The 16,993-nt window shown below is 67.9% G+C and carries 12 protein-coding genes; 3 read left to right on the top strand and 9 right to left on the bottom strand.

Annotated features, from left to right (window positions below; all coding sequences use genetic code 11):
- Positions 1–70 precede the first annotated feature (70 nt).
- Entirely contained in the window at positions 71–1,972 is a 1,902-nt protein-coding gene (locus ACLM5J_RS16675) for a clostripain-related cysteine peptidase (RefSeq protein ID WP_413657607.1), read from the top strand.
- A gap of 72 nt (positions 1,973–2,044) precedes the next feature.
- On the opposite strand, the gene ACLM5J_RS16670 is transcribed toward ACLM5J_RS16675, so the two are convergent.
- Positions 2,045–3,604, bottom strand: a complete 1,560-nt coding sequence (locus tag ACLM5J_RS16670; protein ID WP_413657606.1) for a chitinase — start codon at positions 3,602–3,604, stop codon at positions 2,045–2,047.
- 139 nt (positions 3,605–3,743) lie between these two features.
- Between ACLM5J_RS16670 and ACLM5J_RS16665 the strand changes: the two genes are divergently transcribed.
- On the top strand, positions 3,744–6,059 hold the full coding sequence (locus ACLM5J_RS16665) for a glycosyltransferase family 2 protein (protein WP_413657605.1): 2,316 nt from the start codon (positions 3,744–3,746) through the stop codon (positions 6,057–6,059).
- Here the strand turns inward: ACLM5J_RS16665 and ACLM5J_RS16660 are convergent.
- Together ACLM5J_RS16660 and ACLM5J_RS16655 are read right to left on the bottom strand one after the other, a co-directional pair.
- Entirely contained in the window at positions 6,056–8,113 is a 2,058-nt protein-coding gene (locus ACLM5J_RS16660) for a catalase (protein WP_413657604.1), read from the bottom strand. The two genes, ACLM5J_RS16665 and ACLM5J_RS16660, sit on opposite strands and share 4 nt — an antisense overlap.
- A 41-nt stretch (positions 8,114–8,154) precedes the next feature.
- The gene (locus ACLM5J_RS16655) at positions 8,155–9,333 is read right to left on the bottom strand and encodes an alcohol dehydrogenase catalytic domain-containing protein (protein WP_413657603.1); all 1,179 of its coding nucleotides are present in this window, start codon (positions 9,331–9,333) and stop codon (positions 8,155–8,157) included.
- A gap of 63 nt (positions 9,334–9,396) precedes the next feature.
- On the opposite strand from ACLM5J_RS16655, the gene ACLM5J_RS16650 reads away from it, so the two are divergent.
- On the top strand, positions 9,397–10,155 hold the full coding sequence (locus tag ACLM5J_RS16650; protein ID WP_413657602.1) for a hypothetical protein: 759 nt from the start codon (positions 9,397–9,399) through the stop codon (positions 10,153–10,155).
- Positions 10,156–10,261: 106 nt separating this feature from the next.
- Here the strand turns inward: ACLM5J_RS16650 and cls are convergent, their stop codons facing one another.
- The 6 genes from cls to ACLM5J_RS16620 all read right to left on the bottom strand — a co-directional run bounded on the left by cls (position 10,262) and on the right by ACLM5J_RS16620 (position 16,813).
- Positions 10,262–11,746, bottom strand: a complete 1,485-nt coding sequence (gene cls / locus ACLM5J_RS16645; protein WP_413657601.1) for a cardiolipin synthase — start codon at positions 11,744–11,746, stop codon at positions 10,262–10,264.
- A 30-nt stretch (positions 11,747–11,776) separates the two neighbouring features.
- Positions 11,777–12,724 carry an NAD(P)H-binding protein gene (locus ACLM5J_RS16640; protein WP_413657600.1) on the bottom strand — a complete coding sequence of 316 codons (948 nt, stop codon included), beginning with the start codon at positions 12,722–12,724 and terminating at the stop codon, positions 11,777–11,779.
- 3 nt (positions 12,725–12,727) lie between these two features.
- Positions 12,728–13,345 (bottom strand): CPBP family intramembrane glutamic endopeptidase, encoded by a 618-nt coding sequence (locus ACLM5J_RS16635; protein WP_413657599.1) that lies wholly within the window; start codon positions 13,343–13,345, stop codon positions 12,728–12,730.
- Positions 13,342–14,706 (bottom strand): cryptochrome/photolyase family protein, encoded by a 1,365-nt coding sequence (locus tag ACLM5J_RS16630; protein ID WP_413657598.1) that lies wholly within the window; start codon positions 14,704–14,706, stop codon positions 13,342–13,344. The genes ACLM5J_RS16635 and ACLM5J_RS16630 overlap by 4 nt, the downstream gene beginning before the upstream one ends.
- A complete protein-coding gene (locus ACLM5J_RS16625; RefSeq protein WP_413657597.1) occupies positions 14,703–15,395 on the bottom strand; it encodes a spermidine synthase in 693 nt (230 codons plus the stop codon). The genes ACLM5J_RS16630 and ACLM5J_RS16625 overlap by 4 nt, the downstream gene beginning before the upstream one ends.
- 182 nt (positions 15,396–15,577) lie before the next feature.
- Positions 15,578–16,813, bottom strand: a complete 1,236-nt coding sequence (locus tag ACLM5J_RS16620; protein ID WP_413657596.1) for a cytochrome P450 — start codon at positions 16,811–16,813, stop codon at positions 15,578–15,580.
- Positions 16,814–16,993 lie beyond the last annotated feature (180 nt).

Below are 16,993 nucleotides of genomic sequence, written 5' to 3'. Positions count from 1 at the left end.
GCAGCGACCGGCCTAGTCCACTTCGCCCGAATTTCACACTTTGTCCAAATAGTCCGAGAGCATGCGGCCCATGCTCTCTGCGCGTACCACTCTGGCCGCCTTCGGCACCGTCGCTCTCGTCCTGTCGGGATGCTCGGCGACCGACGAGGCGGACAACGCCAAGAAGGAGTCCGGCCCGGGTGGTTGGACCGTGCTGCACTACTCGATGGCCGACACCGACCTTGAGCCGTTCATGGTCACGGACGTCAACGAGTTCAGCGAGATCCCCTCTTCGGAGTCGTTGAAGATCCGCGAGTTCATGGACCGTTCCACCGGCTACGGCGAGGACGAACTCCTCGACCAGGGCGACTGGACCGGTGCCCGGGTGCTCGACATCGACGGCGGGAGCACCCAGATCGTCGAGGATCTCGGCGACGTCAACTCCGCCGACCCCGAGGTTCTGGCCACGTTCATCGCCGACGGCCTGAGCGCACATCCCAACCAGCGCTACGCCCTGGTGATCTCCGACCACGGAGCGTCTTGGCCGGGCATGGGCCCTGACGAAGGCTCCGACTTCGACACGCTCAATCTGGCCGAGCTGACCGACGGGATCAGCACGGGGTTGGAGCGGGCCGGCGTCGACAAGCTGGACCTGATCGGCTTCGACGCCTGCCTGATGAGCAGCTACGAGGTGGCCAGCGCCCTGGCGCCGTTGGCCGACCGCCTCGTCGCCTCCCAAGAACTCGAGCCCGGCCACGGCTGGGACTACGCTGCCTTCGACATCCTCGCCGATGACCCGCACACCACCGTCGACGAACTCGGTTCGGCGTTGATCGACGGGTTCGAGAAACAGTCCGAGGAGTGGGAGACCGACAAGTCCATCACCCTCTCGATGATCGATCTCACCCGGATGGACGCCGTCGACACCGCCCTCGCCGATTTCTCCGAGGCGCTGGTCGACCGGGGTGCGGCGGTGGCTCCCGCGGTCGGTCGCGCCGGCAAGTCCGTGCTCGGTTTCGCGCGCAGCCCGAACCCCGACGAAGACAGTCAGATGAAGGACCTGGGGATGCTCGCCTCAACGATCGGAACCGAGGCACTCGATGTCTCCGATCAGGCCGACACCCTGGTCCGCGCGATCAACGACGCCGTCGTCGACTCGGTCACCGGTCAAGCCACCAAGGGCGCGACCGGTCTCTCGATCTACTTCCCGCCGACCGACGCGCTCTCCACCGCCGAGTACCTCGAGGTCGAGAGCGCCGAGGTGTGGGCGAACTTCCTGACCAGCTACTACGACGCAGGTAGCTCGATCCCCGAGGCAGAGGTCGCGACCTTCGTCGACGAGGACGGCGAGATCGAGTTCGACGGCGAGGGGTTCAGCATCTCCGGGCTCTACGACGAGGTCGGCGAAGGCAACCTGACCAGCGCCACGATGAGCTACGCCCTGGTCAACGAGGACGGTTCCCTGACCTACCTCGGTGAGCAGGACGCCGTGATCGGCGAGGACGGTGCGGCGGTCGCCGCCGGTTACTACGACATGACCGCACTCACCATCAGCGACGGCGAGGACTCCTCCTACGCCTACCTGGCACTCGGCTACCAGGAGGGCGACGAAGTCGTCAGCATGGACGTGCCGATGGCCTACTACGCGCCAGGCTCGGAGACCTACCAGGACGTCCTGCTCTCCTTGGTCCTCGACGCCGAGAGTGGCGACGTTCTCAGCGAGCAGTACTACGTCTACAACCCCGACACCGAAGGCTACGGCGAGCTCACCGCCGACCCCGAGGGCCTGATCGTGCCCGAGACCCTCGACGTCGGCGAGGACGGCAGCCAGGAATGGAGCGCCACCTCCGAGTGGGGCCTCTACGCCGACCTGGAGAGCCTCACCTTCGATCTCGAGCCACTGGAGTCGGGCAGCGTCATCCAACTCGACCTCACCGTCACCGACTTCGGCGGCAACGAGTCGACGATCAGCGGCCAGACCGAGGTCCCGTGACGCGAGGGCGGCGCTAGCACCTGCTGCCCCTTCGGCTGTCGGGCTCGAAGGTCGGCATGACCGACGGGACGATCAGCGCGTGGTAGCGGCGTCGCCCTTGCCGGTTCGGGCGACCTCGGCCGCCCGCAGCTCCGCGCCCTCGAGGCGTTTCCACGGCGACGGCGAATCCTGGGTGGAGGGCGCATCAGGGCTGTTGCCCTGCGTCCACCACTTCGCGATATAGGCGAGATCGCCGAGCTGCACGACGTCACCGGCGACGTAGGCGGCACCCGCGCGCCACTTGGCGAAGGTTCCGGGCGCGACGGTGGGCAGCGGCTCGGGCTTCTCCCCCGGCAGCACCGGACCGATCAGGCGCCAGGGCGCCGAGTCGTCGGCGACCGTCGGATCGTCCGGGACGTCGCCGCTGGTCCACCACTTGGCCACATAGACGTTGCGGCGCCAGACCACCCGTTCGCCAGCCTGGTAGGCCTGCTCGGCGTTCCACACCTGGTACGGGCTGGTCGCGGGGTCGTCCTCCGCCACGGCCGTCGGTTCCTCGGTGGTGCTCGGTTCGGCGGTGACGACCGGACCACTCTCCAGCTTCGCGCCCAGCAGGTGGGCGAAGGCACCGCTCGCCTGGTTGAGGCCGCTGCACGAGGTCGACACCTTGGTGATGTCTGGCCAGTTGCCGCTACAGGCCCGATCCCGGTTCAGTGACCACATGGAGAGCCGGCCCAGCTTCTGCGCCGCGGCGAAGCTCTTCAGCTCGGCGGCGTCATCGAGCGAGAAGACCTCTCCCAGCACATCGTTCTGGCCGAGCATCGGGGTTGCCCCGATCAGCCGCCACAGTTGGGCCGCGGTGCGCCGGTTGCCGACTTCGCGGTAGAGCTCGTCGAGCTGGGCGTGGGTCGACTCCAGTGCCTTGATCGAGGCCTCCGCCATCGAGTCTCCCGGCTCCTTGCTGTCGGAGTAGTTCATCGTCATCACGTTGACACCGCGCAACCTGACCCCGGCCTCCAGCATCCCTGAGACCAGGTCGACGCCCTCGTCGGTGAGGCCGTGCGGTGCGACCGGGAGCGTCACCCAGACGTCGGTGCCCTCCTCGGCCTGCAGCTGTGCCACCGCCTGCGCCCGCCGCTCATTGGCCGCGGTGTCAGAGAGCGCCTCGCCCTCGACGTCCAGGTCGATCACGCCGATCTGATACCGCTGGACGACGTCGCGGTAGGCCCCGGCGAGCTGGTCGACGTCGTCGCACGCGACCGCGAGCTCGGTGTTCGCCTGACCGCCGAAGGAGATCATCGGGGCGCCACCGAGCTGGCGCAGCCGGGCCACCCGGCGGTCGAGATCGAGCTGGCCGCCTGCCTCGTCGAGGGTGTAGGCGCCGCCCCACGCCGGTGCGCACTCCTGGTCCGGGTCGGCGACCACGAAGGCGAGCACGGCGCTGTTGGCACCGGGCTCGGGGTCCTCGAACTCGTAGAAGGGCGTCGCGGTGACGTCGACATAGCCGGCGAACCAGGACGGCTCGCCGACCTTGACCCGCGAGTCCTGGAACCACTGCCAGCCGCGCAGAGAGGTGAACACGATGCCGACCAGGGCGAGGAGCACGACACTCAGCCGGATCCATGAGAGCCGTCGTCCCGCTACCAAAGCCATCCCCGCAACTCCCTCAAGTTGTCCGTCCCAGCACCCCCGGCAAACGAGTAGCCTACGAGGGCTCTACGGTCGACCTTGCAAAGTGTCCAAAATTGACCGGTCTCCAAACCCGGAGTTCCCGGTGCCGGGGAGGGAAACCGTGGCAACCACAACAGAGGCCGAGGCACGCCGTCGACGGCAATGGGGGGCCGAGCGGCGCAGCGAGCCGATGCCGATCGTGCACCCCCGGCCCACCCTGGCCAAGCTGACCTGGGGCCGGATCGCGATCACCGCCACGGTGCTCTTCTGGCTGGCCTACCTGATCACCACAGTGGCGCGGCACTTCCTCAACAACGCCGGTGGATTCCGGTTCACGATGGAGGCGATCAGCTACGTCGCGGTGGTCACCATGTTGACCTTCTCGGCCCTGATGTACCTGATCGCCAGACAGGGCGCGCTGCGCCGCTTCCGCGAGCACCAGCGGGTGCCACGCGGACTGCTCGACGAGCATTTCGCCACCTCCGGGCGGCCGATGACGGTGCTGATCCCCTCCTACGCCGAGGAGCCAGACATCGTTCGGCTCACCCTGTGGAGCGCGGCGCTCCAGGAGTACCCGGACCTCCGCGTGGTGCTGCTGGTCGACGATCCGCCGTTCCCGACCGACCCGATCGCGGCCGAACGGCTCGACGCCACCCGAGCCCTGGCCGGGCAGATCCAGGCCGAGCTCGCGGTCCCGCTGCTGCGGGCCCAGGAGACCTACGACGCAGCCGTGCTCGCCCTGGCCGAACTGCCGCACGCCCCGATCGGGGTGGTCTCCGACCTGGCCGACGAGTACCGCCGGGCCGCGGAGTGGCTCGAGGCGATGGCCGACACCGAGGTCGTCAGCGACCACGTCTCGGAGTTCTTCGTCGACCAGGTGCTGATGGCGCTGGCCAGCGAGCTCCGGCTCAGCCTGCTGGCGCTGGAGGCAGCGGTCGACCAGGACGCGCGGATCGACAGCGAACGGGTCCGCCAGCTCGGTCGGCGACTGATCTGGATCTTCTCGGCCACCATGGAGAACTTCGAGCGCAAGCGCTACGCCTCGCTCTCGCAGGAGGCCAACAAGGCGATGAACATCAATTCCTACCTGGGGTTGATGGGCGGCACCTGGCGACCGATGGAGACCGCCGAGGGCACCGTACTGCAACGGCTCGCACCCGACGTCGCGCCAGACCCCGACGACCTCACGATCCCCGACCCTGAGTACCTGCTCACCCTGGACGCCGACTCGCAGCTGCTGCGCGACTACTGCCTGCGCCTGGTCTACTTCCTCGAGCAACCCGAGAACAGCGACGTCGCGATCACCCAGACGCCGTACTCCTCTTATCGCGGCGCGCCCACCCGGATCGAGCGGATCGCGGGTGCCACCACCGACATCCAGCACATCCTGCACCAGGGCATGACCCACTACGACGCGACCTTCTGGGTCGGGGCCAACGCGGTGATCCGGCGACCCGCGCTGGAGGACATCGTCGAGGTGGAGACCGTCGGTGGCCACGAGATCCGCACCTACGTCCAGGACCGCACGGTGATCGAGGACACCGAGTCCAGCATCGATATCGCGGCTGCCGGCTGGCGTCTGGTGAACTACCCGGAGCGGCTCAGCTACAGCGCGACGCCGCCGGACTTCGGCTCATTGATCGTGCAGCGTCGCCGCTGGGCCAACGGTGGTCTGCTGATCTTCCCGAAGTTCTGGCAGCAGCGCGGCCCGCGCGCCCGCGCCGGACGCCCGATCCGGCTGGGCGAGTTCTGCCTGCGGCTCAACTACATGGTCTCCATCGCCTGGGCCAGCCTGGCGCTTCTGCTGCTGCTCTTCTATCCCTACGACAACCGGCTGCTCAGCCCGTTGGTCCTCGGTGCCGCGCTCCCCTACTTCCTGTGCATGGCCAGCGATCTCTATGCCTGCGGCCACCGCCGCCTCGACGTCTTCCGGATCTACGGCTTCAACCTGGTCCTGCTGCCGGTGAACCTGGCCGGCGTCCTCAAATCCGTCCAACAGGCGTTCACCGGCGAGAAGATCCCCTTCGCCCGCACCCCGAAGGTCCGCAACCGCACCGCGGCACCCGGGTGGCACGTCTTCGTGCCCTACGTGATCGTCATCTACGCGTTGATCACCGCCTGGCGCAGCTACCACCACGAGGACTGGGGAAATCTCTTCTTCGCGGTCTTCAACGCCGTCCTTGCCGCGATCGCGATCCGCGCCTATATCGGCGTCAGGAGCTCCTTGGTTGACATGGCGATGGGCGTGGTGAACTGGCTCTTCGTGCCGGTGCGCACCCCGAAGGCACCGGCGCCCGCACCCGACCCGAACGCCCCGATCGATTGGGACGGCATCCTCTACCACGGCGACCGTCGTCTCAACCGCGACCTGAGGGGCAAGCGCGACCGGCGCCGGCGAGCGGCGGCCACCAGCGGCGGCGGGGCCAAGATCACCTAGGCGCTGGCGCCGTGCCGTGCCCAGACCCGGTGCGCCGCGAGCAGCCTCGCCAGTGCGTCGATGACCTCCCCCGCGTCCTCCCCGACGACGACACCGGGGCCGTCCTGCTCGCCGATGCCCGCGCTCTGCAATGCGCGCGAGCCTTCGCCCCAAGCACCTATCGCCTTGGCATGGCGCCAGCACTCCTGGATCATCAGGGTGATCCTCGGATCGAGTGCCGGGGCGCCCGCGGATCCGGCCTTCTCGTCGCGCCGTGGCTGGGCATCCGGCGCCGGCGCCGGGGCACCGAGCAGCATCAGGGCGTCGAACTCGACAGAGCGGGTGGTGGCGAAGGTGGCCTGGACCGGAACCCCGTCCACCTCGCCGCCCTGCGGCGCCACCACCTTCGGCACCATTCCCGCGTCGGCCACCGCGTCCCGGACCGCGGCCAAGGAGCCGGTGTCGCCGTCGGGATCGACGACGATTCCCACCACACGGCCGTCGAGCGGCCACTCACGTCCGACCTGGGAGAGCGCCGGGCTCGGCTGCTGGTCGGCCTGCTCCTCGCTCGGCTGGGGTGCCGGTAGGCCGAGCGCCGCGGCGACCTCGGAGCAGAGCTCCGCGTCGATGTTGGCCAGGCATTGGAGCTGACGCTCCTTGATTGCCTGGTCCGTGCACTTTCCCAACTCGAAGGAGTAGGCGCGGATGATGTGCTGCTGCTCCAGTTCCGACATGCTCAGCCAGAACAGCCTCGCCTGGCTGAAGTGGTCGTCGAACGATGTCGGGTTCGCCCGGACCTTGGTCGACTCGGGTAGGCGGACCGGAACGTCGGTGAATGCCTCGTCATCAGCGCCGGCGAAGAACGGGCAGCCGCCATCCAAGGAGTTCTCCTTGTAGGGCGCGATGCCTTCGTGCACACGATGCTGGTGAAGTCCGTCGCGCAGCATGTCATTGACGGGGGCATGTGGCTGATTGATAGGGATCTGCGCGAAGTTCGGGCCCCCGAGTCGCGTCAACTGCGTGTCCAGGTAGGAGAAGAGTCGCGCGGCCAGGAGCGGGTCGTCCGTGACGTCGATGCCGGGCGGCAGGTGTCCCGGGTGGAACGCGACCTGCTCGGTCTCAGCGAAGAAGTTGGTAGGCACGGCGTTGAGAGTGAGCCGCCCGATCAGTTGCACCTCGGCCGACTCCTCGGGAATCAGCTTCGTGGGATCCAGCAGGTCGATGCCGTCGAACTCCTGCTCGGCGTTGTCCTCGACGACCTGGATCCCCAGCTCCCATTGGGGAAAAGCCCCCGTCTCGATAGCGTCGTAGAGGTCACGGCGGTGAAAATCGGGGTCGAGACCAGCGAGCATCTGCGCCTCTTCCCAGGTGAGGGAGTGCACGCCGAGCACCGGCTTCCAGTGGAACTTCACCAAGGAGGTCTCGCCCTCGGAGTTCGTCAGTCTGAAGGTGTGGACGCCGAACCCCTCCATCATCCGGTAGGAGCGCGGGATACCGCGGTCGGACATGTTCCAGATGGTGTGGTGTTGCGCCTCGGTCTGCGACGAGACGAAGTCCCAGAAGGTGTCATGTGCGCTCTGCGCCTGGGGAATCTCCCGATCCGGATGCGGTTTGCCGGCATGGATGATGTCGGGGAACTTGATCCCGTCCTGGATGAAGAAGACCGGCATGTTGTTGCCCACCAGGTCGAAGGTGCCCTCCGCGGTATAGAACTTCGTCGCGAAACCGCGGGTGTCCCGCACGGTGTCAGCCGAGCCGCGCGATCCGAGCACGGTGGAGAACCGCGTGAACACAGGCGTCTGCACGCCCTTGGCCAGGAACGGCGCCCGGGTGATCGCGGTGGCCGTGCCGTAGCTCTCGAAGATCCCATGGGCACCGGCACCGCGGGCATGCACCACCCGCTCCGGGATCCGCTCGTGGTCGAAATGGGTGATCTTCTCGCGAAGATGGTGGTCCTGCAGGAGCGTCGGTCCTCGTTCGCCTGCCTTCAGCGAGTGGTCGCTGTCGCGCAGACGAGCGCCCTGCGTGGTGGTCAGGAAGTCGCCTTCCTGGGTTCTGGTCCGGCTGTCATCCATGACGTCGCCTCCTCGGCGGTGGAGCGTGGGGTGCGGTGGGTTCAGGGACGGAAGACGACCTTGACCGTGTTGTTCTCCTTCTTCTGGAACTCGGCGTACGCCTGCGGTGCGGAATCGAGATCCACGTGATGGGTCGCGAACTGCTCGACGCCGAGCGGATCGTCGTCGACCAGCAACGGCAGGATGTCGCCGGCCCAGCGGTGCACGTTCGCCTGCCCCATGTGCAAGGCGATCTGCTTGTCGAAGAGCGTCAGCATGGGCATCGGGTCTGCCTGACCACCGTAGACACCGGAGATCGAGATGGTGCCGCCGCGACGGACCGCGTCGATCGCGGTGTAGAGCGCGGCAAGGCGATCCACGCCCACCCGTTGCATCATCGCCTGCGCAACCGGCTTCGGCATCATCCCTGCGGCACGCTGAGCAAGGGCGGCCATCGGTGATCCGTGCGCCTCCATCCCGACCGCATCCACCACCGAGTCGGCGCCACGCCCCCAGGTCTTGCTGCGGACCTCCTCCGCGACGTCGTCGACATCGCGGAGGTCGATCACCTCGGCACCGCGGGCGAACGCTCGCTCCAGACGCTCGGTGACAAGGTCCACCGCGATCACCCGGACTCCTCGGTGCAGCGCGATCCGGGTCGCCATCTCACCGATCGGCCCGAGGCCAAGGACCAGCAGCGTGCCGTCCACGGGGATCTGCGCGTACTCGACCGCCTGCCAGGCCGTCGGAAGGACGTCGGAGAGGAAGAGGAAGCGGTCGTCCTCGGGGCCGTGCGGAACCTTGATCGGCCCGAAGTCGGCGTGCGGCACGCGCAGATACTCCGCCTGCGCGCCGGCGACCGAGCCGTAGAGCTTGCTGTAGCCGAAGAGCGCCGCGCCGCTGCCGTACTCGGTGACCTGCGTGGTCTCACACTGGGTATGCAGGCCGCGCTCGCACATCCAGCAGTAGCCGCAGGCGATCTGGAACGGGACCACCACCCGATCGCCCACCGCCAGGTTCTGCGCGCCCGGGCCGACCTCGACCACCTCACCCAACGGCTCATGCCCGACGATGTCGCCGGGTGTCATAAAGGGAGTGAGCGTCTCGTAGAGATGCAGGTCCGACCCGCACAGACCGGATGAGGTCACCTTGATGATGGCGTCGTTGGGCTCTTCGATCCTGGGGTCCTCAACCTTCTCGACGCTGACCTTGCGATGTCCTTGCCAAGTAACTGCCTTCATGTCGACGCGGTACCCGCATGCGATGGCCGCAAACGAGGGCCATCAAGGCTCTAACATCTGCCTGTGAAGAGAACCCTCCGTGCAGGCCTCGCGATCTGCGGCCTCCTGATCGCTGGCATCAGCCTTCCCACGCCTGCCCAGGCGCTGACCTACGTCGGGGACTGGCGGATGACGGTCCATCAGGACTCCGGGGAGGAGTGCACCCAGACGTCCGAGGGCGAGCAGTGCGCGGTGACCTTCGACATCCGGACGAATCAGCCCGGGTGGGAGGGCTCGGACCAGTACGAGGTCTACGTCAAGCTCGATGGGGTGGATCTCTACGGCGACGCCGGACAGACCGAGTACGCGACGGTGGACCCCGAGTTCTCCGGGGTCCGGGCGATGGCGTCGACCACGGCTCTGTCTCGAGGGGCGCACACCCTCGTGCTCGACTGGTACTACTACGGCGTCTGGACCTGCTCCCCCTCGCTCCCGACCGGGTGCGCCTGGGTGGGTCGCGAACACGTCCGCAAGACCTACAAGTTCCGTTGGTCCGGGACCGACAAGGTCGTCCGACCGTTCCACCTGCCGGGGTCGAAGGCGAGCGCCACCGCCAAGCGGACCGGAACCAAGGTGCGACTGAGCACCGTGGCGAAGGCACAGAAGCTGACCTCCGACTTCGTACCCACCCGCACCTACTCCCCGATCCGCGGTACCAAGGTCACGCTGCAGTCCTACTCGCCGGGCAAGCACCGCTGGGTTCCGCGGGCGCGGGTCCGGACCAACAGCAAGGGCGTCGCGTCCGTGCAGGTCAAGGCCCCGAGCCGTACCAAGTGGCGCTAGGTCGTCCCGGCGACGTCGTCCTACCGCACGTCGACCTCGCCGGTGGTCCGCAAGTAGCCACCGCTACTACTGCGGCCCGCTACTACTGCGGCCCGCTACTAGCCAACTACTGGAGAGCCGCGGTCAACCGCATCACGTTGTCCACGAACTTGAGCCGCGCCGGACGCTGCTTCCAGGCGGCCAAGGTGAGCTCGGTCGAGATCTTCCGGTAGTCGTCCTCGACGGCGCGGAACTCGGCGACCACCGGAGAACCGAGCATCATCAACGAGACCTCGTAGTTGAGGCCGAACGAGCGCATATCCATGTTGCTCGACCCGATCACCGCAACGTCGTCGTCGATGGTGAAGTGCTTGGCGTGCAGGATGTACGGAGCCGGGTACTGGTAGATCCGGACCCCGGCCTCCAACAGGGCCCGGTAGTACGACGCCTGGGCGTGGCCGACCATGAACTGGTCGGAGATCTCGCTGACGAAGAGCTCGATCTCGATACCCCGTTGGGCGGCCGTGGTCACCGCGTAGAGCAACGACTCGTCCGGAACGAAGTACGGGCTGGCCAACGAGACACGCGACTGCGCGGCATAGATCAAGGTCGTGAAGAGCCTCAGGTTGTTCTCGCTCTCGTAGCCCGGACCGCTCGGCACCACCTGGCAACGAACCTCGCGGACCGGATCACCACTCGGCCGCGACGGCGCGCGGTGCCCGGTCACCTCCAGCAGTTCACTGGTCTCGGCGTACCAGTCCCCCACGAAGACGGCGTCGAGCTCGGCGACGACCGGTCCCTCCAACCGGACCATCAACTCGACCCAGGACCGGCCCAGCTTCTGGTTCTTGGGCTTGTTGTAGCCCGGTTCGGTCAGGTTCTGCGACCCGGCGAAGCCGACGGTCCCGTCGACGACCAGGATCTTGCGGTGGTTGCGCAGGTCCGGACGGCGGAACCGTCGCCGCAGCGGCATGATCGGCAGCATCGGGTACCACTCGATCTGGGTGGCCGCCAACCGTGCCTTGAGGTCGCGATAACCCGGGATGCCCCGTGAGCCGAGGTGGTCGAAGAGCAGCCGGACCTTCACCCCGCGCTCAGCGGCCCGCGTCATCGCCTCCAGCAACGGCGCGGTCACCTCGTCCCATGCGGTGATGTAGAACTCGACATGGACGAACTCGCGAGAGCCGTCCACCGCCTCGGCCATCGCGGCGATCGACGCGGTGTAGCCCGGCTCGACGGTGACGTCGTTGCCCGCTACCAGGGGCAGCGCCCCCAGCCGGTCGTTGAGCGTCACCACCGAGTGCAGATAGGCGGGAGCGTCGTCACCGATCGGTTGGGAGAACTGTCCGCTGCGTTCGATGATCAACGCGTTGACCTGGCGTTGCAGCTCGTGACGGCGACGCCCCACCCGGGCGGAACCGAAAAGCAGGAAGACGCCGAACCCGGGGATCGGCAGCACCAGGATCAGCAGCAGCCAGGCCATCCCGGTCGACGGCTTCCGATTGCCGGGGATCACGCCGAGCGCCACCAGACGCAGGGTCAGGTCGATCAGTACGACGGTGAGACCGACCCAGGTGTAGGGCTGGTCGGAGAGTCCCTGGGCCGTGGTCACGTACGTCAAGGTATGCGACGTCGGCGCCCGCTACCTGCGCAACACCGTGAACGGGTCCGGTTTGGAGCGGATCATGGCGGCCCGCACCGCGTCGTCGAAACCAGTCGGGGTGGCCGGCGCGCCGAGCACGGCGTCGGCGTCGTCACGGCAGACCACCTCGTGGATCAGGCTGTCGACCAACGGCCGCGCCACCTTGGTGTTGAGCGGCGTGACCAGGCCGATCCACCTGCTGGCCAGGCCCGGCGTGAGCACCGGAACCGTGACCACCCACCGCGAACGGAGACCGGTCGCCGCCGCGAAGCGCCGGATCATGTCGGCGTAGGTCAGCACCTCGGGGCCGCCGACGTCGAAGCTGCGGTTGCTCTCCGCGGGCAGGTCGGCGGCGCGGAGAAGGTAGTGCAGAAGGTCGGCGATCGCGATCGGTTGGATCCGGTTACGGAGCCAGCGCGGAGCCAGCATCACCGGCAGCCGGTCGCTGAGGTAGCGGAGCATCTGGAACGAGATCGACCCGTCGCCTAGGACCACCGCAGCTTGGAGCACCGCGGCAGGAACCGGGGCCGCCAGGAAGATCTCGCCGACCTCTACCCGGGAGGCCAGGTGCGGCGAGAGCTCCTCGTCGTCCGGGTGAAGCCCGCCGAGATAGACGATGCGCTGGACCCCCTCAGCGTCGGCGACCGAAGCGAAGCTGTGCGCCAGTTCCCGGTCGCGGAGCGCGAACTCGGCGCCACCGGCCATCGAATGGATCAGGTAGTAGGCCACCTCGATGTCGGCCAGCGCCCGGCCCAGCGTGGCCGGGTCGTCGGCGTCACCCTCCACCACCTCGACGGCGGTGGCCCACTCCGCACCGGCCACCGAAGAAGCGCGCCGGGTCAGCACCCGGACCCGCCAGCCCGCCTCCAGGAGCCGCGGCACCAGCTCGCCGCCGACGTAGCCGGATGCGCCCGTGACCAGGGCGGTTCGTTGTTCGCTCTCCGTCATCGTTCACCTTCCGAGGGCCAGGACGTCGGGCAGCAGCGTGATCATCGCTACCGACCAGGTCAGGTGGGTGAGTACAGGTGCCAGTACCCCGCCGGTGACTCGACGTAACCAGGCGGTGATCAGGCCGAGGAAGACAGCGGCCACACTCAACAATGCGACGCCGCTGCCCAGCGTCGTCAACAGATAGGCAGCCGTGGTCAACGGAATCGCAAGCCGCTGGGGCACGGCGTCGTAGAGCGCTCCACGGAAGAAGAGCTCTTCCGCGATCGCGTTGATCAGCGCCATCGAGACGACCAGCGCGGTATCAGCACGGGCGTGGGCCAGGACCTCGCTCGCCGGTTCGCGCAGGAACGAGAACTGCGCCACCACGAACCCCGCTGCCAGGCAGGCGCCAGCAGCGGCCGCGCCGGCTCCGGCTCCGAGCCCGACGGCACGCAGCCCGGCGCCGTCGTCGGCGATCCGGACCGGGCCGGCGGCCAATGCGCCCGCGGTCCAGAGCAGTGCCACCGCCAGTCCCCCGGCGACGAAGAACGGATCGCCCGGCTCGAGGCGCAACAGCACAGCGAGCCCAGCAGTGCCCAGGGCCAAGGTCACCACGGTGACCACCTGGGCCCGGCTCATCCCTGGCTCCGGGCCTGCTCGTAGCGCGCCAACGCTTCGCGACGCTCCTCGTCGTGGTCGACGATCTGCTCCGGATAGCCGTGGGCGTAGCCGTCGTCATGGCGCCACGGCTCGTGGGCCGCCTTGCCGGTCAGGTGGGCCAACTCCGGCACCCAGCGCCGTACGTAACTGCCGTCGGGGTCGAACCGCTTCCCCTGGCTGACCGGATTGAAGACCCGGAAGTAGGGCGACGCGTCCGTCCCGGTACCGGCCACCCACTGCCAGCCGTGGTTGTTGGCGGCAACGTCCCCGTCGATCAGTTGGTCGAGGAAGTGCCGGGCTCCCACCGGCCACCACACGTGCAGGTCCTTGACCAGGAAGCTACCGACTACCATCCGGACCCGGTTGTGCATCCAACCGGTCTCGCGCAACTGACGCATCCCGGCGTCGACGATCGGGAATCCGGTGCGGCCCTCCCGCCAGGCCTGGACCAGCGCCGCGGTCTGCGGGCCCTGGTCGTAGGGCATCGCGGCCAGCGCTGGCTTGAGGTCCGCCCAGGCCGACTCCGGCCGGTGCCAGAGGACGTCGCCGTAGAACTCGCGCCAGGCCAACTCGGTGATGAAGGTCTGCGCTCCGTCGGTGTCGGCGTCGCGGTGGGCCCGGATCTCGGCGAGCAGGGTCCGCGGATGCAGTGCTCCCACTTTGAGGTGGCCCGAGAGTCGGCTGGTGCCGTCGAGGTCGGGGCGATCACGGAGCTCGGCGTAGTCGGCCAGGCCGTCGTCGAGGAAGGCGTGCCACCGCGCCAACGCCTCCGCCTCCCCGGCAGCGCCCAACCCACGCCCGAGGCGCACCAGCTCGGCGTCCGGCTCCGCAGTGGCCACCCCGCGGTGCCAGCGTGGCTCGCCCGGCGCGGGATACGGCGGTTCTTCAGCGAGCGCACGCCACGCTCGGGAGAAGGGCGTGAAGACCTGGTACGGCGTTCCACCGCCAGTCAGCACCGTGCCCGGGCGGACGGCGTAGGGCGTACCGTGCGAACTGAGCGTGACGCCGTCGCCGGCGAGACGTTCGGCCACGGCCCGGTCCCGGCGCACCGCGAACGGGGTGAACTCCCCCGTGACGTGGACCGTCGCGGCGCCGATCTCGGCAGCGACGTCGGCGACCACCTGGGCCGGATCACCGTCGCGGATCACCACCGCGCCACCGGTTGCTCGGTTGAGGGCCTCCAGTGCGGCCTCCAGATGGGCACGCCGCGGGGTCCCGGCGTCGACCAGGCGCGGGTCGCGGACGAAGAGAGGCAGCACCTCGCCGTGTTCCAGCGCGGCGAGCAGGGCCGGTTGGTCGGCGAGCCGAAGGTCGCGGCGGAGCCACCAGATCGCCGTCATCGGCCACCGCCGAACGAGTCCTGGACGGCGGCACCGCGGTAGACCCGGTACTCCATCGGCGACGGCGCGGCCCAGGGATCGGTGGGCAGGCTCCCGGCCACGACCACCACATTTCCGGCCCGCTTGCCCTTCAGAGTGGCCGGCTCGAGCCCCAGCGAGACCTCCCCGATCCCGCGGACGGCGGCAACGAACCTGCGGGTGTTCTCGAACGGCGGGCGGTCCACCAGGTTCGCGGCGAAGACGCCGCCCTCGGCAAGTACCCGACCCACCTCGGCGATGAACTCGGCGCTGAGCAGCTCCGGCGGAACCTCGGCATCGGCGAAGGCGTCCAGGATCACCAGGTCCTGGGAGTCGTCGCGGACCACGGCGATCCCCTGGAGACCGTCGACCGGGCGGACCTTGATCCCGCTGCGTGGCGGGAGTGGCAGCTCGCGGCGGACCTGCTCGATCACCTCGACGGCGGGCTCCAGCACGATCTGCGCGGAACCCGGGCGCCTGGCGGCGACGTAGCGCGGCAGGCTCATCGCGGCACCGCCGACATGCAGGATCCGGAGCCGCCCTGCGGGCATCGCGTCGATCAGGGTCCCGATCCGGCGCATGTAGTCGAAGGCGAGGTAGGTGGGGTCGGCGACGTCGACGGCCGACTGTTGCATTCCGTCGAGGTCGAGGACGTACAGATCACGGCTCATGTCGTCTCGAGCCTAGTGGTTGGGGCGCGACGAGCACCACCAGTGGGAAGGCAACGAGGCCGGTATCCCTCAGGGATACCGGCCTCGCGCGAGCTGCGGATCGAACGTGACGACTCGCCTCACCTCAGCTCACGTTGAGTAACGTGAGAAGACGCCTCTCGTCACGGCGTTGTTGCTGCGAATCAGGAGTAGTTGGCGTGCAGTTCCTTGACGCCGTTGATCCAGCCGCTGCGCAGGCGACGGATCTCGCCGGTCGGCTTGAGGTTCGGCATCTTGTCCGCGATGGCGTTGAACATCAGGTCGACCTCGCGCCGGGCCAGGTTGGCACCGATGCAGTAGTGCGCGCCGTGGCCACCGAAGGCGACGTGCGGGTTGTTCTCCCGCAAGATGTTGAAGTCGAACGGGTTCTCGAAGACGTCCTCGTCGAAGTTGGCCGACGAGTAGAACATCAGCACTCGGTCGCCCTCCTTCACCGTCACGTCGCCGACCTCGACGTCGTTGATGGCGGTGCGCTGGAAGACGGTGACCGGGGTGGCCCAGCGGATGATCTCGTCGACCGCGGTCGCCGGGCGCTCCTTCTTGTAGAGCTCCCACTGCTCGGGGTTCTCGAAGAAGGCCTGCATGCCGTGGGTGATCGCGTTGCGGGTGGTCTCGTTGCCGGCCACGGCGAGCAGGATCACGAAGAAGCCGAACTCGTCGTCGGTCAGTGCGCCTTCGCCGTCCTCGCCGACGGTCACCAGCTTGGTGATGATGTCGTCCTTGGGGTTCTTGCGGCGGTCGTCGGCCAGCATCATCGCGTAGCCGAGGATCTCGGCGGCGGCGACGGCCTCGTCACCCTCCACCTCCGGGTCGTCGTAGGCGAGCATCTGGTTCGACCAGTCGAAGAGCTTGCCGCGGTCCTCCTGCGGCACGCCGAGCAGCTCGGCGATCGCCTGGAGCGGGAGCTCGGCGGCGAGGTCCTCGACGAAGTTGCCCGAGCCCTTGGCCAGCGCTGCTTCGACGATCTTGTCGGCACGCTCCTTGAGCGCCCCTTCGATCGCGGCGATCGCACGCGGGGTGAAGCCGCGCGAGATGACCTGGCGCATCGCGGTGTGCGACGGCGGGTCGTGGTGGATCAGCATGGCACCCTGAAGCTCGACCTGGTCGCGGGTCATCTCCGGCGAGAAGCGGACGATGACGCCGTTGCGCTGGGTCGAGAAGTCCTTGCTGTTCTTGGAGATCGCCGCGACGTCCGCGTGCTTGGTCACCGCCCAGTAGCCGGTGTCGAGGAACCCGGCGCGTGCCTCGGGTTCCTGCTCCACCCAGATCACCGGCGCGGTCTCGCGTAGGTGCTTGAAGGCGTCGTGCGGGACCGCCTTCTCCATCTGCGCGGGGTCGGTGAGATCGAGACCGTCGTAGGTCAAAGGCGTTGTCGTCACGGGGCTCCTCCAGAAATGAAATCTGCAACACGTTCTAGTGATGATGGTTACATACCGTCGGAATGTTTGGAAGCCGTTTCGCGATGATTTCTCCCCCGACTTTCGAACACTCGTCAGTACGGTGAGACCTCGGCTTGCCCGAACAGAGAACCTGTTCTACTTTCGCGAGACAGACAGCGG

Source organism: Nocardioides sp. Bht2 (genome assembly GCF_047308515.1).
In the GTDB taxonomy this organism is placed as follows: domain Bacteria; phylum Actinomycetota; class Actinomycetes; order Propionibacteriales; family Nocardioidaceae; genus Nocardioides.
This window is presented reverse-complemented; position numbering and strand designations above follow the sequence as displayed.